Annotated in this window: 24 protein-coding genes; 7 read left to right on the top strand and 17 right to left on the bottom strand. The window is 67.8% G+C overall.

Annotated features, from left to right (window positions below; genetic code table 11):
* Positions 1–14: 14 nt before the first annotated feature.
* The 8 genes from MB1_RS16060 to rpsH all read right to left on the bottom strand — a co-directional run bounded on the left by MB1_RS16060 (position 15) and on the right by rpsH (position 4981).
* Complete coding sequence (locus MB1_RS16060) at positions 15–575, bottom strand: adenylate kinase (protein WP_066909372.1); 561 nt, start codon at positions 573–575, stop codon at positions 15–17.
* Positions 572–1894 carry a preprotein translocase subunit SecY gene (gene secY / locus MB1_RS16065; protein WP_066909375.1) on the bottom strand — a complete coding sequence of 441 codons (1323 nt, stop codon included), beginning with the start codon at positions 1892–1894 and terminating at the stop codon, positions 572–574. Before secY ends, MB1_RS16060 begins: the two co-directional genes overlap by 4 nt.
* Before the next feature lie 400 nt (positions 1895–2294).
* Positions 2295–2753 (bottom strand): 50S ribosomal protein L15, encoded by a 459-nt coding sequence (gene rplO, locus MB1_RS16070; protein WP_066909378.1) that lies wholly within the window; start codon positions 2751–2753, stop codon positions 2295–2297.
* Positions 2750–2938: a 50S ribosomal protein L30 gene (gene rpmD, locus MB1_RS16075; protein ID WP_066909381.1), complete on the bottom strand. Its 189-nt coding sequence runs from the start codon at positions 2936–2938 to the stop codon at positions 2750–2752. The genes rplO and rpmD overlap by 4 nt, the downstream gene beginning before the upstream one ends.
* Before the next feature lie 2 nt (positions 2939–2940).
* Positions 2941–3588 (bottom strand): 30S ribosomal protein S5, encoded by a 648-nt coding sequence (gene rpsE, locus MB1_RS16080; RefSeq protein WP_066909384.1) that lies wholly within the window; start codon positions 3586–3588, stop codon positions 2941–2943.
* Positions 3589–3628: 40 nt separating this feature from the next.
* On the bottom strand, positions 3629–4030 hold the full coding sequence (gene rplR / locus MB1_RS16085) for a 50S ribosomal protein L18 (protein WP_066909387.1): 402 nt from the start codon (positions 4028–4030) through the stop codon (positions 3629–3631).
* Positions 4030–4569 carry a 50S ribosomal protein L6 gene (gene rplF, locus MB1_RS16090; RefSeq protein WP_066909390.1) on the bottom strand — a complete coding sequence of 180 codons (540 nt, stop codon included), beginning with the start codon at positions 4567–4569 and terminating at the stop codon, positions 4030–4032. The genes rplR and rplF overlap by 1 nt, the downstream gene beginning before the upstream one ends.
* A gap of 13 nt (positions 4570–4582) precedes the next feature.
* Entirely contained in the window at positions 4583–4981 is a 399-nt protein-coding gene (gene rpsH / locus MB1_RS16095; RefSeq protein WP_066909393.1) for a 30S ribosomal protein S8, read from the bottom strand.
* A gap of 415 nt (positions 4982–5396) precedes the next feature.
* Between rpsH and MB1_RS16100 the strand changes: the two genes are divergently transcribed.
* Positions 5397–6782 carry an AIM24 family protein gene (locus MB1_RS16100; protein WP_066909570.1) on the top strand — a complete coding sequence of 462 codons (1386 nt, stop codon included), beginning with the start codon at positions 5397–5399 and terminating at the stop codon, positions 6780–6782.
* A 67-nt stretch (positions 6783–6849) separates the two neighbouring features.
* Here the strand turns inward: MB1_RS16100 and MB1_RS16105 are convergent, their stop codons facing one another.
* Complete coding sequence (locus MB1_RS16105; protein WP_066909396.1) at positions 6850–9192, bottom strand: arylsulfatase; 2343 nt, start codon at positions 9190–9192, stop codon at positions 6850–6852.
* Positions 9192–10127, bottom strand: a complete 936-nt coding sequence (locus MB1_RS16110; protein WP_066909399.1) for a TauD/TfdA dioxygenase family protein — start codon at positions 10125–10127, stop codon at positions 9192–9194. Before MB1_RS16110 ends, MB1_RS16105 begins: the two co-directional genes overlap by 1 nt.
* A 218-nt stretch (positions 10128–10345) precedes the next feature.
* Between MB1_RS16110 and MB1_RS16115 the strand changes: the two genes are divergently transcribed.
* Genes MB1_RS16115 through MB1_RS16130 form a run of 4 tightly spaced genes read left to right on the top strand, consistent with a single transcriptional unit; the run spans position 10346 to position 15573 of the window.
* Complete coding sequence (locus MB1_RS16115; protein ID WP_084351941.1) at positions 10346–11962, top strand: ABC transporter substrate-binding protein; 1617 nt, start codon at positions 10346–10348, stop codon at positions 11960–11962.
* Positions 11959–12918 (top strand): ABC transporter permease, encoded by a 960-nt coding sequence (locus MB1_RS16120; RefSeq protein WP_066909402.1) that lies wholly within the window; start codon positions 11959–11961, stop codon positions 12916–12918. The genes MB1_RS16115 and MB1_RS16120 overlap by 4 nt, the downstream gene beginning before the upstream one ends.
* Positions 12915–13826, top strand: a complete 912-nt coding sequence (locus MB1_RS16125; protein WP_084351943.1) for an ABC transporter permease — start codon at positions 12915–12917, stop codon at positions 13824–13826. Before MB1_RS16120 ends, MB1_RS16125 begins: the two co-directional genes overlap by 4 nt.
* A 25-nt stretch (positions 13827–13851) precedes the next feature.
* On the top strand, positions 13852–15573 hold the full coding sequence (locus MB1_RS16130) for a dipeptide ABC transporter ATP-binding protein (RefSeq protein WP_084351945.1): 1722 nt from the start codon (positions 13852–13854) through the stop codon (positions 15571–15573).
* A gap of 11 nt (positions 15574–15584) precedes the next feature.
* Here the strand turns inward: MB1_RS16130 and MB1_RS16135 are convergent, their stop codons facing one another.
* On the bottom strand, positions 15585–16535 hold the full coding sequence (locus MB1_RS16135; protein ID WP_066909405.1) for a TIGR03564 family F420-dependent LLM class oxidoreductase: 951 nt from the start codon (positions 16533–16535) through the stop codon (positions 15585–15587).
* 117 nt (positions 16536–16652) lie between these two features.
* Here MB1_RS16135 and MB1_RS16140 point away from each other — a divergent pair, with 117 nt between their 5' ends.
* Together MB1_RS16140 and MB1_RS16145 are read left to right on the top strand one after the other, a co-directional pair.
* Positions 16653–18095, top strand: coding sequence for an MFS transporter (locus MB1_RS16140; protein ID WP_066909407.1), 1443 nt, complete (start codon positions 16653–16655; stop codon positions 18093–18095).
* A gap of 246 nt (positions 18096–18341) precedes the next feature.
* A complete protein-coding gene (locus tag MB1_RS16145; protein WP_066909410.1) occupies positions 18342–19121 on the top strand; it encodes a site-2 protease family protein in 780 nt (259 codons plus the stop codon).
* A 99-nt stretch (positions 19122–19220) separates the two neighbouring features.
* Here MB1_RS16145 and MB1_RS16150 read toward each other — a convergent pair whose 3' ends face one another.
* The 6 genes from MB1_RS16150 to MB1_RS16175 all read right to left on the bottom strand — a co-directional run bounded on the left by MB1_RS16150 (position 19221) and on the right by MB1_RS16175 (position 23685).
* The gene (locus MB1_RS16150; protein ID WP_066909413.1) at positions 19221–19406 is read right to left on the bottom strand and encodes a type Z 30S ribosomal protein S14; all 186 of its coding nucleotides are present in this window, start codon (positions 19404–19406) and stop codon (positions 19221–19223) included.
* 1 nt (position 19407) lies between these two features.
* Positions 19408–19974, bottom strand: coding sequence for a 50S ribosomal protein L5 (gene rplE / locus MB1_RS16155; protein ID WP_066909416.1), 567 nt, complete (start codon positions 19972–19974; stop codon positions 19408–19410).
* Positions 19974–20288, bottom strand: a complete 315-nt coding sequence (rplX, locus tag MB1_RS16160; protein WP_066909419.1) for a 50S ribosomal protein L24 — start codon at positions 20286–20288, stop codon at positions 19974–19976. The genes rplE and rplX overlap by 1 nt, the downstream gene beginning before the upstream one ends.
* 1 nt (position 20289) lies before the next feature.
* Positions 20290–20658 (bottom strand): 50S ribosomal protein L14, encoded by a 369-nt coding sequence (gene rplN, locus MB1_RS16165; protein ID WP_066909422.1) that lies wholly within the window; start codon positions 20656–20658, stop codon positions 20290–20292.
* A 248-nt stretch (positions 20659–20906) separates the two neighbouring features.
* Entirely contained in the window at positions 20907–22301 is a 1395-nt protein-coding gene (locus MB1_RS16170) for an APC family permease (RefSeq protein WP_066909425.1), read from the bottom strand.
* A 256-nt stretch (positions 22302–22557) separates the two neighbouring features.
* Positions 22558–23685 (bottom strand): DNA polymerase IV, encoded by a 1128-nt coding sequence (locus tag MB1_RS16175; protein ID WP_066909582.1) that lies wholly within the window; start codon positions 23683–23685, stop codon positions 22558–22560.
* Positions 23686–23712 lie beyond the last annotated feature (27 nt).

Raw genomic sequence — 23712 nt, forward strand, 5'->3', positions numbered from 1 at the left:
GGCGGTCGGTTGATCTAGGTAGCCGAGGCGCCGAGGGCTTCGAGGGCCCGACCGGTGATCTCCTCGACGGTGCCGCTGGCGGTGATCGAGATCAGCAGATCCCGCGAACCGTAGTAGTCGAGCAGCGGTTTGGTCTCGGCGTGGTACACCGCGAGGCGGTTGCGGATGACGTCCTCGGTGTCGTCGGCGCGACCGCGCGCGAGCATACGCGCGACGACCTCGTCCTCATCGACCTCGAACGACAGCACGGCATTGAGGGTCGAACCGCTCTCGCCCAGGATCTCCTCGAGCGCGTCACCCTGGACCACCGAACGGGGGAACCCGTCGAGGATGAATCCATTGGCGGCATCCGACTCCGCGAGCCGGGAGCGGACCATGTTGACGGTCAGCTCGCTCGGCACCAGGTCGCCCGCGTCCAAATACTTCTTCGCTTCGACACCGAGTTCGGTGCCCTCCGAAATATTGAACCGGAACAGATCACCGGTGGAGATATGCGGAACTCCGAGCTTTTCCGACAGCACAGCTGCCTGGGTGCCCTTGCCGGCTCCGGGGGGACCGAGGAGAACAAGTTTCACTTGAGGAACCCTTCGTAGTTGCGCTGCATCAGCTGACTTTCGATCTGCTTGACCGTGTCCAGACCGACGCTGACCATGATCAGCACCGCGGTACCACCGAACGGCAGATTCATACCCGCTCCGGTGGTGCCCATGTCGAGGAACAAATTCGGCAGTACCGCAACGGTACCGAGGTAGATCGAGCCCGGCAGGGTGATTCGACTCAGTACGTAGTGCAGATAGTCGGCCGTATCCCGTCCGGGACGGTATCCCGGAATGAATCCGCCGTGCTTCTTCATTTCGTCCGCGCGATCATCCGGATTGAAGGTGATCGCCACGAAGAAGTAGGTGAAGAAGACGATCAGACCGAAGTACACGACGATGTAGACCGGGTTCGACGGGTTGATCAGGTATTCGGTGAGGAACCGTTGCCACCAACTGGGGTCGGCGGTCGTCAACGCGCCGCTGAGCTGGGCAGCCAGATACGGCAGATACAGCAGCGAGGACGCGAAGATCACCGGGATGACGCCGGCCTGGTTGACCTTGAGGGGCAGATAGGTCGACGAGCCGCCGTACATCCTGCGACCGACCATGCGACGGGCGTACTGCACCGGGATACGGCGCTGGCCCTGCTCGACGAAGACGACCGCGATGATGATCAGCAGTGCCGCGACGCAGACCATGGCGAACACGACGCCGCCGCTCGAGTCGAGGATCGACTGGCCCTCGGCCGGGATCCGCGAGGCGATGCCCGCGAAGATCAGCAGCGACATGCCGTTGCCGACACCGCGCTCGGTGATCAGCTCGCCCATCCACATGACCAGAGCCGCGCCGGCGGTCATCACCAGCACCAGCACGATCAGGCTGAAGATCGAGTCGTCGGCGATGATGTTCTCCTGGCATCCCTGCAGGAGCTGGCCCTGGGAGGCCATCGCGACCAGGGCGGTCGCCTGCAGGATCGCCAGGGCGATCGAGATGTAGCGGGTGTACTGCGTCAGCTTGGCCTGGCCGGACTGGCCTTCCTTCTGCAGTTCCTCGAAGCGGGGGATCACCACGCGCAGCAACTGCACGATGATGCTGGCGGTGATGTAGGGCATGATGCCGATCGCGAAGACCGACAGCTGCAACAGCGCGCCGCCGGAGAACAGGTTGATCAGCGAGTAGATCCCCGCGTTGTCACCGCCGGAGATCAGGGCGATACAGGACTGCACCGCGCCGAAGTCGACTCCGGGCGAGGGCAGATTGGCGCCGAATCGGTACAGCGCGACCAGACCGAGCGTGAAGAGAATCTTCCGCCTCAGGTCTGGCGTCCTGATGGCCGACACGAAGGCGGAAAGCACTCAACCTCCTGGTGGAGCTCATCTGGTTCGGGGGCCACCTCGGTGGCGCCGAGTCGCCCGGGTGATGTGTTCCCCGGGTGACATCGTTCGGCCGTCGGGGCCGGGATGCCTGTTGTCGGTTGCGAAAACACCGGTCACGCCACAGTGGGCGCGAGGAGTCCCGCGACCAAAAGACGATAACAGTTCGCAGCCGTCGGTCGGCTATCGGAGGGGCGGTACCCCACGAACCCCCGCCGGATGGCCGGGGACGTCGGGAACCAAGTGGTCGGGGCTACCAACCGGTGAGGCCCGGCCGAATACACATGGATTCGGCCGGGCCTCGTTGGTGTCGTGCTCGCCGGTGTCACCGTCGACCAGCGACGGGTGACGGTGCCGACGAAACGTCGACGGGTGACGCTTCTCAGGCCTCGCCGGCCGCGACCACGGTCACGGAACCGCCGGCGGCGGCGATCTTGTCCTTGGCGCTACCGGAGAACTTGTTGGCGGTCACCTGAACGGCAACCGTCAGCTCGCCCTCGCCGAGCACCTTGACCAGCTCGTTCTTGCGAACGGCACCCTTGGCGACCAGGTCGTCGACGCCGACCGTGCCACCTTCCGGGAACAGCCGGGCCAGATCGCCGACGTTGACCACCTGGTACTCGGTGCGGAAGCGGTTCTTGAACCCCTTCAACTTGGGCAGCCGCATGTGGATGGGCATCTGCCCACCCTCGAAGCCGACCGGCACATTCTTGCGCGCGCCCGTGCCCTTGGTACCGCGACCGGCGGTCTTGCCCTTGGAGCCTTCACCGCGTCCGACGCGGGTCTTGGCGGTCTTCGATCCCTCGACGGGACGAAGGTGGTGCAGCTTGATCGGGGTCATGATCCTTGTACCTCCTCGACCTCGACAAGGTGGCGCACCGCGTTGATCAACCCGCGGTTCTGCGGGTTGTCGTCACGGACGACCGACTTGCGAATGCCCTTGAGACCGAGGGTCCGCAGGGAGTCGCGCTGGTTCTGCTTGACACCGACGGTGCCGCGCACCTGGGTGACCTTGAGCTGAGCCATCGTCAGGCCCCCTGTCCCGCGCGAGCGCGCAACATACCGGCCGGCGCAACCTCTTCGATCGGCAACCCACGACGGGCGGCGACCTCTTCGGGACGCTGCAGCCCCTTGAGGGCAGCCACGGTCGCGTGAACGACGTTGATCGCGTTGTCGCTACCGAGCGACTTGGCCAGGATGTCGTGGACGCCGGCACATTCGAGCACCGCGCGCACCGCGCCACCGGCGATCACACCGGTACCGGGGCTGGCCGGACGCAGCAGGACCACGCCCGCCGCCGCCTCGCCCTGCACCGGGTGGGTGATGGTGCTGCCGATCAGCGGCACGCGGAAGAAGTTCTTCCGGGCCTCCTCGACACCCTTCTGGATGGCCGCGGGAACTTCCTTGGCCTTGCCGTAGCCGACACCGACCAGGCCGGCGCCGTCTCCGACGATCACCAGAGCGGTGAAGCTGAACCGGCGGCCGCCCTTGACGACCTTCGATACGCGGTTGATGGTGACAACCCGCTCGATGTGGTTGCTCTTCTCGCCGCCACCACCGCGGTTGTCCCGGCGGTCGCCACGACCGCCACCACGCTGGTCGCGGTTGTCGCCTCCGCCCTGATTATTGGATCCGGCGGGTCCGCTTCCGCCGTCACGCCTTGCACGTCCCGGCATCAGGCCGCCCTTTCCTTCGTGTACGTACTGGTGATCATCATCAGAATCGCAACCCACCCTCGCGGGCGGCGTCGGCCAGGGCCGCGATCCGTCCGCCGTAGGTGTGGCCGCCCCGGTCGAAGACGACCGCGTCGATGCCGATGGCCTTCGCACGCTCGGCGATCAGGGCACCGACCTTGGCGCCGCGCGCCTTCTTGTCGCCCTCGACCGACCGCACGTCGTCCTCGATCGAGGACGCGGAGGCCAGGGTGTGACCGGCCAGGTCGTCGATCAGTTGCACGTGCAGGTGCCGCGACGAGCGGTTGACCACCAACCGGGGCCGCGATGCGGTGCCGGACACCTTCTTGCGCAGGCGGGCGTGCCGACGGATCTTCGAGCGGCGACGCGCCGTCGAGACGTCGGTGCCGACCGGGGTGCGCTTGACAGTTGTGTTCTCGCTCATCACTTGCCCGTCTTTCCGACCTTGCGGCGGACCTGCTCACCCTCGTAGCGAATGCCCTTGCCCTTGTAGGGGTCGGGGCGACGCAGACGGTGGATGTTCGCCGAGATCTGGCCGACCTTCTGCTTGTCGATGCCCGACACCGAGAAACGGGTGGGCGTCTCGACGGCGAAGGTGATGCCCTCGGGCGCCGTGACCGGCACCGCGTGGCTGTAGCCCAGCGCGAACTCCAGATCGGAGCCCTTCAGCTGGACGCGGTAACCCACGCCGTGGATTTCCATCTTCTGGGTGTAACCGGTGGTTACGCCGGTGATCATGTTCTGCACGAGGCTGCGCGACAGGCCGTGCAGCGAGCGGCTGGCGCGCTCGTCGTTCGGCCGGGAGACCACGAGGGCTCCCTCGTCGTTGCGGCCGATCGTGATCGGCGTGGCGATGGTCAGCTCGAGGGTGCCCTTCGGCCCCTTGACGGTGACATCCTGGCCGTCGATCGTGACGTCGACGCCCGCCGGAACGGTGATCGGGAGCTTGCCGATGCGTGACATGGGTGCTCCTCCTCTACCAGACGTAGGCGAGGACTTCCCCGCCTACACCCTGCTTGGTCGCCTGACGGTCGGTGAGCAGACCGGTCGACGTGGAGATGATCGCCACGCCGAGCCCACCCAGGACCTTCGGCAAGTTGTTGGCCTTGGCGTAGACCCGCAGGCCGGGCTTGGACACCCGACGCAGACCGGAGAGGCTGCGCTCCCGGCTGGGTCCGTACTTGAGATCGACGATGAGGCTCTTGCCGACCCGCGCGTCCTCGACGCGGTAGTCGGTGATGTAGCCCTCGCTCTTGAGGATCTCGGCGATGTTCGCCTTGAGCTTGGAATGCGGCAGCACGACCTCGTCGTGGTAAGCCGAATTGGCGTTGCGCAGACGAGTCAAGAAGTCTGCGATCGGATCGGTCATGGTCATGACAGTGTCCGTCCAACCCTTCCCGCGGCGGTTCCCATACAGCACTCCCGCACCGGTTCCCGCACCGAAGTGTGGGCCTGTCACGTGGTCGTGGTGGGCCTACTGCGAAGTAGACGTGTGGCCTGACCGACACTTGTCGGTCAGGGGTAGTACCTCGGCGGTTCCCGCAGGGCGAAACAGCCCCTTGCGAACGCGCAGAGTGTCTCGGCCCGGGGGCCGAATACGATGTGTGAGCGGGCCGCGTTTCACCCACAAATGGGCATGCGGATCCCGAGCAACCCGACCAGTGTAGGCAATGGCCTCGGCCTTCGCCAAATCGCCCCTGGTCACCGCGGTCGAGCGCACCCGACCGGCCGCATCGGCCGGCTCGTTCGAGGCCGGCGATCGACCCGAGAGGGCGTGCCACACTGGAGGTGTGACCGCTGCCCTCTCGCCCGGCGAGAACCGGCCGCTGACCGCCGCGGCGGTCACGGTGACCGTCACCTGCGCCTCGCCGGTGGATGTCTCGGCGTTGCTGCTCGGCTCGGGCGGCGCGGTGCGATCGGACGCCGACTTCGTCTTCTTCAACAATCCGGTGGGCGCCGGGGTGTCGTATCACCACGGGCGGGGGCGCGGCGATGTCGTGCGGATCGACACCGGCTCGGTGCCCGCCGACGTGGCGTCGATCGTGGTGACCGCCAGCCTGGACGGCTCCGGGCCGCGCACCTTTGCCGGCACCGGTCCGTTGACCGCGGTCGTCGACGCCGGCGACCGGCTGACCTTCACCGCGACCGGGCTGACCTCCGAGGCCGCGGTGGTGTGCGTGGAGATCTATCGCCGCGGCGCAGCGTGGAAGGTGCGGGCGATCGGCCAGGGCTACGACTCGGGCCTGGCGGGTATCGCCACCGAGTACGGCGTCGACATCGACGCGGAACCCGATGTCCCGCCGACCCCCACTCCCCCACCGCCCGCGTTCCCACCGCCCGTACCGCCGGCGCCCGGACCCGCCTCGCGGCCGACGAACTATCCACCGCCGCAACCGGCGCCCCCTCCTGCCGCTCCTCGACCCGCGGCCCAACCTTCAGGAGCGACTCCGATGCAGAGCGACCTGTTCTCGCCCGCCCACGCCGAGGTCACCGGGCAGGGCATTCACAAGCAGGGCAGCAAGATGGTGCGGGTCGGCCTGAACGGCGAGGTCATGGCGCGCGCCGGATCGATGGTCGCCTACCAGGGCGATATGTCGTTCAAGGCCCTCGGCGCCGGCGGCATCGGCGCGGTGATCAAGCAGCGCCTGTCCGGCGAGGGTGTTCCGCTGATGAAGGTGTCGGGACGCGGCGATCTATTCCTCGCCGACGCCGCCTCGGATGTGCACCTGATCGACCTCGACGGCCGCGACGGGTTGACGATCAACGGCGCGAACGTCCTGGCCTTCGACGCGAGCCTGAGCTACACGATCGGTCGGGTGAAGGGCGCGGCGATATCGAGCAACGCGGGCCTGTTCAACTGCATTTTCACCGGCCGCGGGCGCATCGCGATCACCACCGACGGGACCCCGGTCGTCCTGACGGTCGACGCACCGACCTACGCCGACCCGCAGGCCGCGGTGGCGTGGTCGTCGAGCCTGAAGGTCGGCTCCCGCAACAACGACTCGTTCGGGCTGGGAACCCTGATGGGCCGCAGCACCGGCGAGCGACACACCTTGTCGTTCTCCGGGCAGGGATTCGTGATCGTGCAGCCGTCGGAACTGCCACCCGGCGGATGGATCGGCGGTACCGGCGGCGGGTCGGAGGCCGGCACCGGCGGCGGGTTCCTCGGACGCTGACGCCCCACCGCCGGTACCGAACTGCGGGCCACCCGCCGACCGGCCCCACCGGAGCCGCGGGAGCGGTTCAGTCGGCGATCCGTTCGGCCTCCGTCTCCAGCAGGTCGACGATCTCCTGCGGTACCCGCACCGGCCCGGGCCGATACTCGACGGCGATCAGATCCCCGGAGTAGACGAAGATCCCGCGCCGCTCCCGCAGGTCGCTCGACACCGGGCCGCGGGCATCGCGGCCGACCGAGATTCCGGTCCACGGTGCCATCCCGACCAATTGCACGACGTCCTCGACCGAGGAGACCGCCACCGAGTCGATCGACAGGCGCACCGACCACCGCAGATGCGGGAGCACCCGGATGGCCACCGTGATCGTGCGCGCCCCCACCGGTACCTCGACGGGCTGCGACTCCCGGTAGATCCCATAGGAATTGACGCCCGCGATCAGCCTCCCGTCCTCGATGTACAGCAGGTAGCCGCCCTGAATATCGCCGTGGGCCAGCAGAACTCCCTCATCCCCGGCGACATGGCCGGCGAGTTCGACGATGATGTCGACGTCCCGGTGGGTGACCAGACGCGACGACCGGTAGCGCTCGAGGACCGGGGTATCCGGCAGGATGCGCACATTCTGTGACAGCCGGGCCTCCGACGGCCGGCGCCGTTCGAGGTCGCCGCGGGTGAGCAGCGGGAAAACCGTGTTGTGCCAGGCGGCCTCGTCCCACGCCGTCGCCAGCTCGGTGACCTTCTCCGGACATGCCTCGGACAGATCGTTGAGCTCGGTCGGGTCGGTGCGCACGTCGAACAGTTGCCAGCGGGGATCGTCGACATCTGCGCCGTCCTCGTGCAGCGACAGCAGCTTCCAGCCGTCGCGGTAGAACCCGCGGTGCCCGGACATCTCCGAATACTGCTCCGGATGCGGCGAGGCGATCCGGGCATCACGCAGGACCGGCTCGAAGCTCACCCCATCCCGATCCAGCGCCGGCCGCCCGTGGCGGTGCGAGGGGAACTCCAGTCCGGCCAGATCCAGCAGGGTCGGCGCCAGGTCGGTGACGTAGGAGTACTCGGTGCGCAGACCGTCGTCGCCGACGTCGCGGGGTAGGCCCGCCGGCCACGAGACCAGCAGCGGCACCCGCACCCCACCGGCGAAGGTCTGCCCCTTGTAGTACCGGAACGGTGTATTCGATACCTGCCCCCAGCCGCGCGGATAGTGCACGCCGACCCGTTCGCTGCCGATGTCCTCGACCGGATGCGGTACATCGCGCACCCAGTCGGGGTCGTCGACGTGCGCGAACTGGGAGAAGTAGCTGCGCGTTCCGACCGGCCCACCCTCCGCGGTGCCGCCGTTGTCGGAGGTGAACACGACGATCGTATTGTCGAGTTCACCGAGCCGGTCGATCGTCTCCAGGATGCGCCCGATGCTCGAGTCGACCGTCTCGACCATCGCGGCGTAGACCTCCATGTACCGGGCGAACCGGTCGCGGGTCTCGGCGTCGAGGTCGTCCCAGGGCGGGACGTCGTAGCCGGCCTCGTGGTGGCGCGGCGCGGCGATCGTGCCGGGCGGAAAGAGCCCGGAGGCGAGTTGAGCGGCAAAGCGTTTGCCGCGCACACTGTCCCATCCGTCGTCGTACCGGCCCCGGTGACGCTCGAGAATGTCGGCCGGCACCTGGAGCGGGCCGTGCATCGCGACGTGCGCGAAGTAGAGGAAGAACGGCTTGTCCGCTTCGTGCGCGCGCAGATCGGTCAGATATCGCACGGCGTTGTCGGTCAGATCGTCGGTCAGGTAGTAGCCGGGCGGGTATTCGTCGATGTCGACGGCAGCGTTGTCACGGGTGAGCTGATTGGGGTGGAAGAACGAGTTGAGTCCCTCCAGCGACCCGTAGTACCGGTCGAAACCGCGGGCGAGCGGCCAGGAGTCCTTCGATGCTCCGGGCCGCAGATTCGCGTCGCGGACCAGATGCCATTTGCCGACGGCGAAGGTGGCGTAACCGTTCGCGCGCAGCGCCTCGGGCAGGGACAGCACATCGTCGGCGAGTTCGAGCCGCAGGCCCGGAAAGCCGGGGTCGGCGTTCGCGACGTAGCCGTAGCCGGCGCGGTGCGGGTTCACCCCGGTCAACAGGGCCGCTCGCGAGGGCGAACACAGTGGTGCGGTGTGGTAGTTGGTGAACCGGTAGCCGTTGTCGGACAACCGGTTCAAGGTCGGGGTTTCGATCTCGGAGCCGTACGGACCGGTATCGCTGAAGCCCATATCGTCGATCAGGACGACCACGATATTCGGCGCTCGGGGCGGCGCCGACCGCGGCTCGGCCCAGTGCGGTACCGAGTCCGCGGCCGTGCGGCCCACCACCCCCTCGAATCCGTCGTAGCCGCGCGATCCGTTCGACCCACCCGACTCGGGGTGGGAGTCGTTGGGGGCGGCCATCACCCGGCCAGGCGAACCGGTTCGTCGATCACCGAGTACTCGGCGGCATCGCCGGTGATCACCCGGCTGCGCTCGCCGGTGACGCTCACCGGGATATCGCCGGCCAGCGTGACGCGGCTGAGCTTGCGGTCCTGGTCGTCGTAGTCGTCGATCGCGTAGTGCTGGGTGGCGCGGTTGTCCCACAGCACGATATCGCCGAGCGACCAGTTCCAGCGAACCGTGTTCTCCAGCCGGGTGATCCGGTCCTGGAAGAGGTTGAACAGCGCCTGCGATTCCTTGGTGGAGACGCCGAGGATCTTCTTGACGAAGTGTCCCAACAGCAGCGCCCGCTCGCCGGTTTCCGGGTGGATCCGAACCACCGGGTGTTCGGTCTCGTAGAGGGTCGACTCGAACTCCTTGCGGTAGTCGGCGACCTTGTCGTTCGCGGCCTTCTCGGCGAACTCGGCGGCGTAGTCGTAGGCGTTGCTGTGCAGGGCCCAGAGGTTGTCCGCGAGCACACGCAGCGACTCGGGCAGCGACTCGTAGGCGGCGACCGTCGAGGCGAAGGTGGTCGACCCACCGTAGGGCGGCAACTCCACGGCGCGCAGCGTCGTGATCTTGGGTATCCGGTCGACGAAGGTGACATCGCTGTGCCAGCTGTTGGCCTTGCCGTATCGCGAGTCGACCTGCAGGGCGGTGGTTCCGCGCGAGCGCACCGTCGGGTGCGGCGTCGTGGGCGATCCGAGCAGCGAGACGAAGTTGTACTGTTCCTCGTCGGTCAGATGATGCTGCCCGCGCACGACCACCACCTTGTGCACGGCGATGGCGCGTCGGAGGTCCTCGACGATCTCCCCGTCCAGCGAACCGGACAGTTCGATGCCGTCGACCACGGCGCCGATACGGGCCCCTAGTTTGGTGACGCTCAACGCGGTGGGAGCAGGGATCGTGGATGTCATGTGGCCATGATCACCCTGCGTCGTATTGATCCCGAAGATAAACGATCGGCCTGATTTCAACCGAAATATCCTGCACCGACATCTGATTCGATGCGAGCCAGCAGCTTTCGGATATCGGTGATCGTAGCGTTTCCGGTACCCGATCCCGACGCCGACCAGCCCGGTGGACCGGCGTCGGCGCACAGCACTGTTCGCCGGATCGAAGGGAAACCGCTTTCGTGGGTATCGACCAGCCCGGCCCATTGGGCCGCCGCAGCTTCCTGCGCGGAGGTTCACTCGTCGCGCTCGCCGTCCTCGGCGTCGGCGCCGCACCGGCGCTGGTCGCCTGCTCGTCCGCGGTCGGCGAGCAGCAGTCCGCCGCGACGGGCGCAGGCGGCGAACCGGTACGCGGCGGCACCCTCAACACCGCGGCGCAATTGGACATCGTCCCGGCGAACATCCTGACCAATACCGCCGGCGCGACCGCGCTGATCGGATTGGTCTACGACAGCCTGATTCGGTATCCCACCGGGCCGGATTCGTCCGTCGACCCGCAGCCGCATCTGGCGACGTCATGGCAACTCGCGGACGACGGCCTCTCGCTCGCCCTCGACCTGCGCGACGACGTCACCTTTCACGGCGGGCGGCCGTTCACCTCCGCCGACGCCGAGTTCGCGCTGCGCACCTACGGGGACCCGCGGTGGACGGCGCAGTTGCAGAGCACCGCGGCCGCGATCACCGGCTACGACACCAGCGATCCGCATCGACTGGTCCTGACCTTCGCCCATCCGCTCGGCAATATCTTCGATCTGCTCGACACCGTCCCGATCATCGACTCGGAGTCGTTCGACCGATTCGCCACCGGCGACGCCTATATCGGCACCGGACCGTTCGTGCTGACCGAGCGGGTGCCCAATTCGTCGCTGAGCTTCGATCGCAACGACAACTACTGGATCGCCGACCGCCCCTACCTCGACGCGGTGCGCGTGTCGATCATCCCCGACGCGCAGGCGCGCGTGAACGCCCTGCGCTCGGGCCAGGTGCAGGCGACTACCAATCTCGCCTACCGCGACGCGGAAACCCTCGGCGGCACCGACGGTTTCTCGAATGTCGACCTCGAGGGCGCCGAATTGCAGATCTACGTCGGCGCCAATGTCGAGAATCCCGCGCTGGCCGATCCGCGGCTGCGTCAGGCTATCGCCTACGCGCTCGACCGGGAGCGGGTCATCACCGAGGTCTTCCGCGGCGCCGGCTATCCGATCAACCTGCCTTGGCCGAAATCGTCTCCGGCATACGACGAATCGCGCAATTCGACCTACGGTTTCGATGTCGAACGGGCCCGCGGGCTCGTCGAGCAGGTCGGCGCGCCCAGCGCCCCGCTGCCGCTGACCTTCCAAGCCGGGGTGCCCTACTACGAGGCGACCGCTCAGATCATCCAGGCCGACCTGGCCGATGCCGGCATCGAGGTCACGCTCGACCCGGTCGAAGCGTCGAACTTCGTCAAACAGTTGATCGGGCAACAGTTCCCGGGCCTGTGGGTGACCTTCCACTCCTGGGCGCAGTACACCCCGTCGACCCTGACGGTCAGCGCCTATCCGTTCAACGCCGCCCGCAACTCGTCGCGCTTCACCTCCCCGAGTTACCTCGAGGCGGCCACCGCCGCCTGGGAGGTCGCCGACGGCCGATCCGCCGAGGCGATCGAGCGGTACCGCCGCGTGAGCGACGAACTGCTCGACGCGGTCTTCCTCATCGAGATCGGAGTGGTGTTCAACCAGCTGACCAGCTCGACGCAGGTCCGCGATATCGGCTGGACCAAGCGCTCCGAATGGTTGCTCACCGAGGCCTATCTCGCATGACCCGCTACCTGATCACCCGCATCGCCTCCGCGCTCACCGTCCTGGTGATCGCGTCGATCGCGATCTTCCTGATCCTGCGGCTGGTGCCCGGCGATCCGGCGACCTCGCTCGCCGGGCCGGATGCGACCGAGGAGTCGATCGCGGCGATCAGGGCCGAACTGGGCCTCGACGCACCGCTGCTCGATCAATACCTGTCCTGGATCGGCGGGGTCCTGACCTTCGACCTCGGACGGTCGTACCTGCTCGGCGGGTCGATCGCGGATCTGGTGACGGCCGGGCTGACCAATACGGTGACCCTGGCGGTCAGCGCGCTGTTCTTCGCGGTGGTGGTCGCCCTGGTGCTGTCGGTGGCGGTCGTCGCGTGGCCGGGCCGCCGACTGTCGGCGGTCGTCGGTGCGGTCAACACGATCGGAGTGGCGCTGCCGCCCTTCGTCACCGGCGTGCTGTTGGTGCTCTTCTTCGCGATCGTGGTGCCGATCCTGCCGGCGGGCGGTGTGCCACCGGACGGCTTCCTCGCCCGCCCCGACATCACCGTGCAATACCTGCTGTTGCCGACGATCTGCCTCGGTCTGCCGGTCGCCGCCGCGTTGACCCGCTTCCTGACCGAGTCGCTGCGCACCGAGATGCGTCAGCCGTACGTGCTGACCGCACGGGCCCTCGGGGTCGGTCGATTCGAACTGGTCACCCGAACCGCCCTGCGCAATGCGCTGCCTCCGATGTTGACGGTCCTGGGCATCCAGACCGGCCAATTGCTCGGCGGCGCGGTGCTGGTCGAGGCGATCTTCGCGTGGCCGGGAATCGGCCAGCTGATCGAGCAGGGCATCAGCCGCCGCGACTATCCGGTGGTGCAGGTGCTGTTGCTGTTGTCGGTCGCCATCTTCGTGATCATCCAGTTGATCGGCGATATCGCCCACGCCCGGCTCGATCCCCGCATCCGGATCGGAGGAACGTCGTGAGCACGGAGGCCGCGCAGCCGATCTCGGCCGCACCGGCCGGGCAGAGCGACATCTGCCTGCCGGCCGGGGCCGGCGAACCGGCCGTCGAACGGCGCGCCGCCCCCCTGCGCCGGGCGCTCCTGCGTGGGCAGGGGTTGGCCGGGCTGATCCTGGTCGGTGCGGTCGCCCTCGCCGGCCTCGCCGCGCCGTTGCTCGCCTCCTACGACCCGCTCGAGCAGATCCGCGACGCCAACCTGCTCGGGCCGTCCGCCGCGCACCCGCTCGGCACCGACGACGTCAATCGGGACCTGTTCTCGCGGGTGCTCTTCGGGATTCGGGCCAGCCTCGGAATCGCCTTCATCGCGGTACCGATCGGCGCGGTCGTCGGCTCGCTGGTCGGCCTGCTCGCCTCGCTGCACCCGGCCGCGGACGTGATCGCCCAGCGCACCTTCGACGTCCTGCTCGCCTTCCCGGCGCTCATTCTCGGCATCGCCCTCGCGGCGGTGATCGGCCCCGGCCGCACGGCGGTGATCGTGGTGATCATCGCCTCGGAGGTACCGATCTTCGGCCGCCTGATCCGCACCTCGATCCTGAAGGTCCGCGAACAGCCCTACGTCGAGGCGGCTACGGTGATCGGCGCGGGACGCTGGTGGACGCTGCGCACCCATATCCTGCCCAACGCGGTCGAATCGGTGAGCGTGCAGGTGGCGCTGTCGTTGTCGATGGCGGTCTTCATCGAAAGCGCCATGAGCTTCATCGGGATCGGGGTGCGTCCACCGGACCCGTCGCTGGGCTCGATCATCTCCGAGTCGATCCCGAACCTCGACATCAATCCCTTCTTCGCGATCGGGCCGCTGTCCGTCGTGGCCGCCCTCGTCCTCGGATTCCTGTTGATCGCACAAGCTCTCGGACACGCACGCCGCTCCTGACAGGACCGAAGAAAGGCCAGGACGCATGACCACACATACGCTCGGCACCGCCGGCGTCGAGACCACCGCATCATCCGTCGCCGACGGCCGGGACTCGGCGGCGACCGAGGTCTCGTCGGTGGTCACCATCTCCGATCTGACCATCGACTTCGGCGGCACCCCGGCGGTGGACGGGGTCGCCCTGTCGGTCGCCCGCGGTGAGGTGGTCGCCCTGGTCGGCGAATCGGGTTCGGGCAAGACCCTCACCGCGCGTGCGATTCTCGGGTTGCTTCCGGAGACGGCCCACGCGACGGGATCGGTGCTCCTCACCGGGACCCAGACGATCGGAGCCGCCGAGAAGGACCTGCGGGCGCTGCGCGGCACGGCGGCGTCGATGATCTTTCAGGAGCCGCAGACGGCGCTCAATCCGGTGCGGACCATCGGCTGGCAGCTCGCCCAGGCCCTGCGCGCACACCGACAGATCGGCCGAGCGGCGGCCCGCGCCCGCGCCCTCGAACTGCTCGAGGCGGTCGACATCCCGCACCCGTCGCGGCGGATCGACTGGTATCCGCACCAGCTGTCGGGCGGGCAGAAACAGCGGGTAGTGATCGCCCTGGCGCTGGCCGGCGAGCCCGACCTGTTGATCGCCGACGAGCCGACCACGGCACTCGATGTGACCGTCCAGGCCGAGATCCTCGCGCTCCTGCGCGATCTGCGGGATCGGACCGGCGCGTCGATCCTGTTGATCACCCACAACCTCGGGGTTGTCGCCGATCTCGCCGATCGGGTGGTGGTCATGCGCCGCGGCCGGGTCGTCGAACACCAGGACGTCGCGCGGCTGTTCGCCGCTCCGACCGATCCCTATACCCGCGTGCTGCTCGATGCGATCCCCAGTATCGAGGACATCCCAACCCGCGACGAGGCAGCCGCCGCCGATCCCGCGGGTGCCCCGATCGTCGAGTTGCGGGCGGTCGCCGTCGACTACCCGGCCCGCCTCGGCGCCCCCGCGCACCGAGCGCTCGAGGACATCACCCTCCACCTCGATGCCGGCGAGGTCCTCGGTGTGGTCGGCGAATCCGGTTCCGGCAAGAGCACACTCGGCCGCGCGGTCCTGGGATTGCTGCCGGCGGCCGCCGGGCGGATCGACGTCTTCGGCATCGACCCCGCCCGATCGAAGCGGGCGCAACGGCGCGACTTCCACCGCCGGGTCGGACTGATCCACCAGGATCCGGCCGCCTCGCTCGATCCGCGCCGCACCATCGGGCAGAGCATCGCCGAACCGTTGGTCGTACACCGCCTCGCCGCAGGCGCCGACCTCGGCCGCCGGGTCGCCGATCTGCTCGCTGCGGTCGAACTGCCGCGCACCTGGATTCATCGCCGACCGCACGAACTGTCCGGCGGACAACGTCAACGCGTCGCCTTCGCCCGGGCGCTCGCAGCAGCCCCGGATCTGATCGTCGCCGACGAACCGACCAGCGCCCTGGACGTTTCGGTCCAGGAGGCGATCCTCGACCTGTTCGCGCGGCTGCGGGCCGAACGAGGCTTCTCCGCGGTCTTCATCAGCCACGACCTGGCGGTGGTCGGGCGGGTCTGCGATCGGGTCGCCGTGCTGCGGGCCGGCCGGATCGTCGAGATCGGCACCCCCGCGGAGGTATTCGCACATCCGCGGCAGGAGTACACCCGTCGGCTGGTCGCCGCCGTTCCGGTCCCGGACCCGGCTCGCCAGCGGGAGCGGCGCGAGGCACAACTCCCGCTGACCACCGGATAGCGAGCAGCGGATCAGCCCGCTGCGGCATCCTGCAGAGCCGCGGCGGCCGCCCACGTCCTGGCGCGGTTGTCGGGACCGTCGACCGCGGTGCCGGTCAGCACCAGTTCGGTCGCCCCGGCCTGCCGGTATCGCTCCAGTTCCCGCGCGAGGTGCTCTTCGTCGCCGACGATCGCCAACTGCTCCGGACCCTCGAGCCCCTCTCGAGCCAGCACCGCCCGGTAGGACGGAATCCGGGTATAGAAGGTGCCCGCCTCCGCGATCCGGGCGGTGACCGCGGTCGGCTCGTCGGTGACCACCGCGGCGACCGCCACGACGATCCGCGGCGGGCGACGACCCGCTCGCGCGGCCGCCTCGGAGATGGTCGGCACGATGAACTCCCGCAGCGTGCGCGGTCCCGCGAGGAAGGGCAGCGTCCCATCGGCGAGGGCACCGGTGACCCGCAGGGCCTGCGGGCCCAGGGCCGCGACAAGGATATCCGGCCGGGCGGCCCCGGCGACCCGCGTGGAACGCGGGGTCACCGCGGTGACCGTCTCGCCGTGGAAATCGGCCGTACCGTCGGTGAAGAGCTGGTCGAGGACGGTCAGGTACTCCCGCAGATGCCGAATGGGGCGGGTGGCATCGGTCCCGAACGTCGGTTGGAGCAGCACCTTGGCGCCCAGGCCCAGACCGAGGGTGAACCGGCCGTGTGCGGCCGCCTGGGCGGTATTGGCCTGGTTGGCCACCACCAGCGGGTGCCGGGGATAGATGGGTACCACCGAGGTGCCGATCGCGATATCGGGAACCGCGTGTCCGACCACCGCGGCCACGGACAACGCGTCGGTATCGAATCTCTGGGAGAACCACACGGACCTCAGCCCACTTCGATGGGCATCCGCCGCCAGGGAAACCAGGTCGTCCACCGTATTGCCGGAAGCGGTGTCGGGATCCCCCGCCGGCAGTGCCACGCCGATGTTGTAGGTCATGTCCGGTCAACCTCGATGGACCGGACGGATCGTCCCGTGGAATCAATCTGATCCGAACGGTGGGTCGCCGCCGCTTCCGCGATTCGACCCGACGTCGGAGCTTCCTACAATCGAGCGATGGCCCGCACCTCGAGCGATACCGCATCCCGGCGATGGCTGATCCTCGGAACCTGTTGTATGAGCCTGCTGATCGTGTCGATGGACGCCACGATCGTCAATGTCGCGCTGCCGTCGATACGCGCCGAACTCAACGGCTCGGTGTCCAACCTGCAGTGGGTGATCGACGCCTATACGTTGGTGCTCGCCGGGCTGCTGATGATCTCCGGCGCAACCGCGGACCGCTACGGCCGGCGGCGCGTCTTCCGGATCGGTCTGACGATCTTCGCGGTGGGCTCGCTGTTGTGCAGCCTCGCACCGTCGGTCGGCTTCCTGATCGCCGCCCGCGCCTTCCAGGCGGTCGGCGGCTCGATGCTCAACCCGGTGGCGTTGTCGATCATCACGCAGGTCTTCACCGACCCGCGCGAGCGGGCCCGGGCGGTCGGGGTCTGGGGTGCGGTCGTCGGTATCTCGATGGCGCTGGGGCCGATCGTCGGCGGATTGCTGATCGACTCGATCGGCTGGCGGGCGGTGTTCTGGATCAACCTGCCGGTCTGCGCGGTGGCCCTGGTCCTCACGGCGCTGGTCGTCCCGGAGTCGCGCTCGACGACCCTGCGCACCCTCGACATCCCGGGCCAGATCCTCGCGATCGTCGCCCTGGTCTCGGCGGTCTTCGCGTTGATCGAAGGGCCGGGACTGGGCTGGACGTCGCCGACGACCCTGCTGGCGGCGACGTTGGCGGTCGTCGGCGCCGTCGGATTCGTGCTGCGCGAACGCCGGGCGACCGACCCGTTCATCGACCTGCGGTTCTTCCGCAGCGTGCCGTTCTCGTCGGCCACGCTGATCGCGGTTTGCGCCTTCGCCTGCTTCGGCTCGTTCCTCTTCCTGATGTCGCTGTACCTGCAGGATGTGCGCGGATTGACCGCGATCGAGACCGGCACGATGCTGATCCCGATCGCCGTCGCGACGCTGATCTGCTCCCCGTTGTCGGGACGGGCGGTCGGCCGGTGGGGCGCTCGCCCGTCGTTGATCGTCGCCGGGTTCGGGCTCTTCGTCGCGTCGATCATGTTGGTCACCGTCGACGCCGGCACCTCGGTGGCCTTCCTGTTGGCGACCTTCACGGTGTTCGGCATCGGGTTCGGCGTGGTCAACGCCCCGATCACCACCACCGCGGTCAGCGGGATGCCCCGCACCCGCGCCGGCGCCGCGTCGGCGGTCGCCTCCACGAGTCGACAGGTCGGCGTCAGCATCGGTGTGGCCCTGGCGGGCAGCATCACCGGGATCGCCACCGCGACCGCCGTCGGCCCGCAGTTCGCGGTGTCGATGCATCCGATGTGGCTGCTCACCGCGGCTCTCGCCCTCGCGATCCTCGCGCTGGGCATCCTGTCGACCACCGCCCATGCCCGCGGCACCGCCGAGCGGGTCGCGCGGACGCTGATCGACCCCGAAACCGCGCCGGCCTGACCACAACCCGCGCGCCCGACGATTCCGAGTCGACGTCGAATGGGGTCGCACTCCACGTTGCGGCTCTTCCGATATGCGCCGTTCGCCCGGTTCGACCGATCGGTTCGGAGGGTTTCGGACGTACCATGCGATCGGACAGGACCATGATCAGGTTCGGCCGCGCCGGGGGCGCGTGCCGTACCGCCAGACGGAGGTGCGAGAGATGTCCATGATCCACCGCGGCGTCCGTTGCCGCAGGGTTTCTGCGTGAGCACCGTCAACGAGGCGGTCCGCGCCGTACGGCCCGGCCCGGTCTTCATCGGACTGGTGGCGGTGACGGCATTCGGCGGTTGGCTGCTGACCATCACCGAACCCGGCCGTAACGTCGAGTCGGTCATCGGGGCGATCCTGCTGCTGGTCGGCGGCTGGGTGATCTCGCTGTGCCTGCACGAGTTCGCCCACGCGATCACCGCCTACGCGTTCGGCGATCACGGCGTCGAGGTCCGCGGCTACCTGACCCTCGATCCCCGCAAGTACGCGCATCCGGGGATGTCCGTCGTCTTCCCCCTGGTCATCGTGCTGATGGGGGGAATCGGCCTGCCCGGTGGCGCGGTCTACGTCAACAAGGGGCGGATGACCCGCCGGCAGCGATCGCTGGTCTCGGCGGCCGGGCCGCTGACCAATATCCTCCTGGCGATCATCCTGCTGGTCGTCATTCGCGACCTGGCGGGAACGACGTTCGAGAGCAACTTCTGGTGGACGCTGTCGGCGCTCGCGAACCTGCAGATCATCGCCACGGTGCTGAACCTGCTGCCGATCCCCGGGCTGGACGGCTTCGGCATCATCGAGCCGTGGCTCTCGCCGGCGACCCAGATCGCCGCGGAGCGGATGGCGCCGTTCGGCTTCCTGCTGCTGCTCGCCGCGCTGTTCTTCGTCCCGCCCGTGCGCGACGGCTTCTACGTCGTCACCGACTCGCTCTTCGGCCTGTCCGGGATCAATCCGGTGATGTCCGCCTACGGGTGGTGGCTGGTGCTGTTCTGGCGCTGACCGGAATCACCCGACCGGACCGACAAAGCGGCCCGAACCCCCTCGGAGGTTCGGGCCGCTTCGTGATGTTCGGAGCTGTCCTGCTTCAGAGCCGGTAGCTCACCAGGAACTCTTGTGCACGCCGGGCAGCTCGCCCTTGTGCGCCATCTCGCGCAGGCACACGCGGCACAGGCCGAACTTGCGGTAGACCGCGTGCGGACGGCCGCACTTCTGGCAACGGGTGTAGGCCCGCACCGAGAACTTCGGCTTCTTGTTGGCCTTGTTGATCAGAGCTTTCTTCGCCACGTCAGTTCTCCTTGAACGGGAAGCCGAGGTGGCGCAGCAGCGCGCGGCCTTCCTCGTTGTTGGTAGCAGTGGTCACCACGGTGATGTCCATGCCCCGAGGACGGTCGATCGAATCGACGTCGATCTCGTGGAACATCGACTGCTCGGACAACCCGAAGGTGTAGTTGCCGTTGCCGTCGAACTGCTTCGGCGACAGGCCGCGGAAGTCGCGGATACGGGGCAGCGCGATCGACAGCAGCCGATCGAGGAACTCCCACATCCGGTCGCCGCGCAGGGTGACCCGGGCGCCGATCGGCATGCCCTCACGCAGCTTGAACTGCGCGATCGACTTGCGGGCGCGACGGATCTCCGGCTTCTGGCCGGTGATGAGGGTCAGGTCCTCGACGGCGCCGTTGATCAGCTTGGCGTCACGGGCGGCGTCGCCGACACCCATGTTGACCACGACCTTGACCACGCCGGGGATCTGCATGACGTTGTCGTAGCTGAACTCGGAGTTGAGCGCGTCGCGAATCTCCTCGCGGTAGCGCGTCTTGAGCCGAGGAATGCTGGTGGTTTCGGTGGTGGTCATCAGATGTCCTTCCCGTTGCGACGGGAGATACGCACGCGCTTGCCGTCCTCATCGGTGCGGTAGCCGACGCGGGTCGGGTTCCCGTCCGAGTCGACAACCATCACGTTCGATACGTGGATGGGGGCTTCCTGCGTGACGATGCCACCCTGCTCGGCACCCCGCTGGTTCGCGGACTGCGCGGTGTGCTTCTTGATGCGGTTGACGCCCTCGACGAGCACGCGGTCGTCCTTCGGGTAGGCCTGGATGACCTTGCCCTTGGCGCCCTTGTCCTTGCCCGCGACGACCAGAACGGTGTCGCCCTTGTGGACCTTCATCTCACAACACCTCCGGGGCGAGCGAAACGATCTTCATGAAGCGCTTGTCGCGCAGTTCACGGCCGACCGGTCCGAAGATGCGGGTGCCGCGCGGATCGTTGTCCGCCTTGATCAGCACCGCGGCGTTCTCGTCGAACTTGATGTAGGAACCGTCCGGACGACGACGCTCCTTGGTGGTACGCACGACGACGGCCTTGACGACCTCGCCCTTCTTGATGTTTCCGCCCGGGATGGCGTCCTTCACGGTGGCGACGATGACGTCACCGATCCCGGCATAACGGCGCGACGAGCCGCCGAGCACACGGATGCACAGAATTTCCTTGGCACCGGTGTTGTCGGCAACGCGCAGCCGCGATTCCTGCTGAATCACTGCTCGTGTCTCCTTGACCTGGATGTACGTGCGCATCGAATTTCCGACCCGATGCGCGCGGTCCGTCCCGGGCGGTCATGCGATCCGGACCTCGGACAAGCCGACGTCCGGGCATGCGGGTGCCCGGCAACTGGTCCAGTGTAGAGGAACGGGCGCGGGCAGCCCAAATCGCGACCGGCGGACCCGCCCCCGACCGACGTGGCCCCCGAACGACGATGGCCCCGACCGGTTGGGTCGGGGCCATGTCGTCAGAATTCGGGGCCGGGCGGCGGCGCGGTGGTGACTTCCTCCGCGTCGAGTTGGATGGTCAGCGGCTCGCGCAGGAGCTTGGTCAACCAGGCGAGGATCCCCAGTCCGAGGCAGAGCCAGATGAAGCCGTAGAGCATCGACTCGCTGGACAGATTGATCCACAGGATCAGGGTGCAGGCCAGGCCGATCAGCGGCAGAACGATATTGCGGAAGATCTCCCACGGCGTATGGATCAGTCGCTGCTTGACCGCGAAGTGCATGATCACCGTGACGTTGACGAAGCTGAACGCCATCAGGGCGCCGAAGTTGATCAGCGAGGCGACGAAGTCGAGGTTCAGCGGAATCGCGAGCAGGGACACCAACCCGACGAAGATCACGGTGTAGATCGGGGTATGCGTCCGGGGGCTGATGTACGACAGGCGCCGCGAGATCTGCCCGGTGCCGTTGCGGCCCATCACGAACAGCATGCGGGACACCGAGGCGTGCGAGGCGAGGCCCGACGCCAGGGTCGCGGCGAAGGCCGCCGCGGTCAGGAAGGCCTTGAACAGCGATCCGCCGACCAGGTACGCGATCTCCGGCAGCGCACTGTTCTCGAGCGCGTCCTCCGAGAAGCCGTCGAGCGTCGGGAACAGCGACTGGGTGAACCAACCGGTGACGAAGAAGATGGCGCCACCGATCATCAGGGTGACGATGATCGCCCGCGGGACGATGGCGGGATCCTTGGCTTCCTCGGTGTACATCGTGATCGCGTCGAAGCCGATGAACGAGAAACAGACGATCGTCGCGCCGGTGATCACCAAACCGAGCTGGACGTTCTCGTGCCACAGCGGCTGGGTCGAGAAGATCGTTCCGTTGCCGTCACCCGCCGCGAGGGCGCGCCAGGCCAGCACGATGAAGACCGCCATCAGCACGATGGAGAAGGCGACGAGCAGTCCGTTGACCCGTGAGGTGTTGCTCATGCTGAACAGCACCAGGCCGGTGACCGCGGCGACGACGAGCACGACCCAGATCCACGCGGGGGCCTCCGGGAAGAAGGCCTCGAGGTACGAGCGCAGGATCAGCGCGTTCACCAACGGCAGCAGCAGATAGTCCAGCAGGGACGACCAGCCGACGACGAAGCCGACGTTCGGGTGGATCGTCGCGGACGTATAGGTATAGGCGGAACCGGCCGAGGGGAAGACCCGCACCATCCGGCCGTAGCTGAGCGCGGTGAAGAACATCGCGACCATCGCCATCAGGTAGGCGGCCGGCACGACGCCGTTGGTCTCCTGGGACACGATGCCGAACGTGTCGAAGATGACGGTCGGCGTCATGTACCCCAGGCCGAGGCCCACGATCGCCCACAAACCGAGAGTTCGTGACAGATGCGATTTTGTCGAGGCTTCAGTGACCATCCCCGGTGTCCTTCCGGTCGAATAGCAACCATTCCCACCGCACGGCACGGACGCACAACACCAGTGGCGACGTCTCCGAGATGGATCGAGACGGGATGCTATTCGGGATGAACAGTTGATGAGCGTCCGATTTCGGACAGATGGATTGTGATCCGCATCACATTACTTGCGTTTTGTCGGAATAGTCCGATTGCTCCCGAATCGGGAAGCGGACGCTCGGGGAAAGCACGAAATGGCCACGCCGATAGCGTTATTCTCATCGCCCCGCGCCGGCGGCGAAGCCGCTCGCCTCATCATTCCCGCCGGCGGCGGAGCCGTCCGCGAGGTCATAGCGCACACCCAGCAGCCGCACCGGTCGGTCGATCTCGAAGGCGTCGAGCAGAGCCCGAGCGGCCGCCTGCAGGGCCGCTCGATCGATCGTCCGGTCTCGCAGGGTGTGCGACTTGGTGCGGGTGCGGAAGCTGCGGGTGCGCACGGTCACCGCGACGCGGACAACGATCCGCCCCTCGGCGACCACCTGATCGAGCAGCTCGCCGGCGAGGGCGTCGACCCGCTGCGCGAGCACGAACGGGTCGTCGATGTCGTCCGGGAAGGTCTCGACCTTGGAGTGCGACTTGGCCTCCGGCGGCTCGGTGACGATCGAGGTATCGCCGCCGCCGCGAGCGAGGGTGTAGAGCCACCGCCCCTGATGGTTGCCGAAGTGCTCGGTCAACCGCTGCGGCTCGACGGCCAGCAGGTCGGCCACCGACCGCACCCCGATACCGCGCAGCTTGGCGTCGGTCCGCGGGCCGATGCTCCACAGATCGCGCGCGGGTCGATCGCCCATCAACGGCAGCCAGTCGCCGTCGTCGATCACGAAGATGTGGTCGACGGCCTGCTTCGCGAATCCGGTCGCGGTCTTGGCCTGCTGTTTGTTGCGGCCGATCCCCACCGACAGCGACAGGTTCAACGCGGCGATCGCGCGCCGCAGCCGATCGGCGAGATCGACCGCGCGCGCGGACGCGGGATCGGGCGCGTCGGGGAGCAGCCCGATATAGGCCTCGTCCCATCCCCACACCTCGACGGGGTGACCGGCGGCGCGCAGGGTGTCCATCACCTCCACCGACGCCTCGCTGTAGGTGTCGCCGTCGGTGGGCAGATAGACCGCTTCGGGGGCTTTGAGGTACGCGCGGCGCAGCGGCATCCCGGCGTGCACGCCGAGCGCTCGCGCTTCGTAGGACGCGCAGGTCACCACTTTCCGACGTTCCTCGGGATCACCGTTTCCGCCGACGATCACCGGCCGGTCCACCAGTTCGGGCGATCGGCGGCGCTCGACGGCCACCTGGAACTGGTCGAGGTCGGCGTGCAGGATCCACGGATGGCGATCGGACCCGGTGGTCACGATGCCCAGAATACGGTCGGCCCGGTACCC

The organism is Millisia brevis NBRC 105863, assembly GCF_001552615.1.
Taxonomy (GTDB): domain Bacteria; phylum Actinomycetota; class Actinomycetes; order Mycobacteriales; family Mycobacteriaceae; genus Millisia; species Millisia brevis.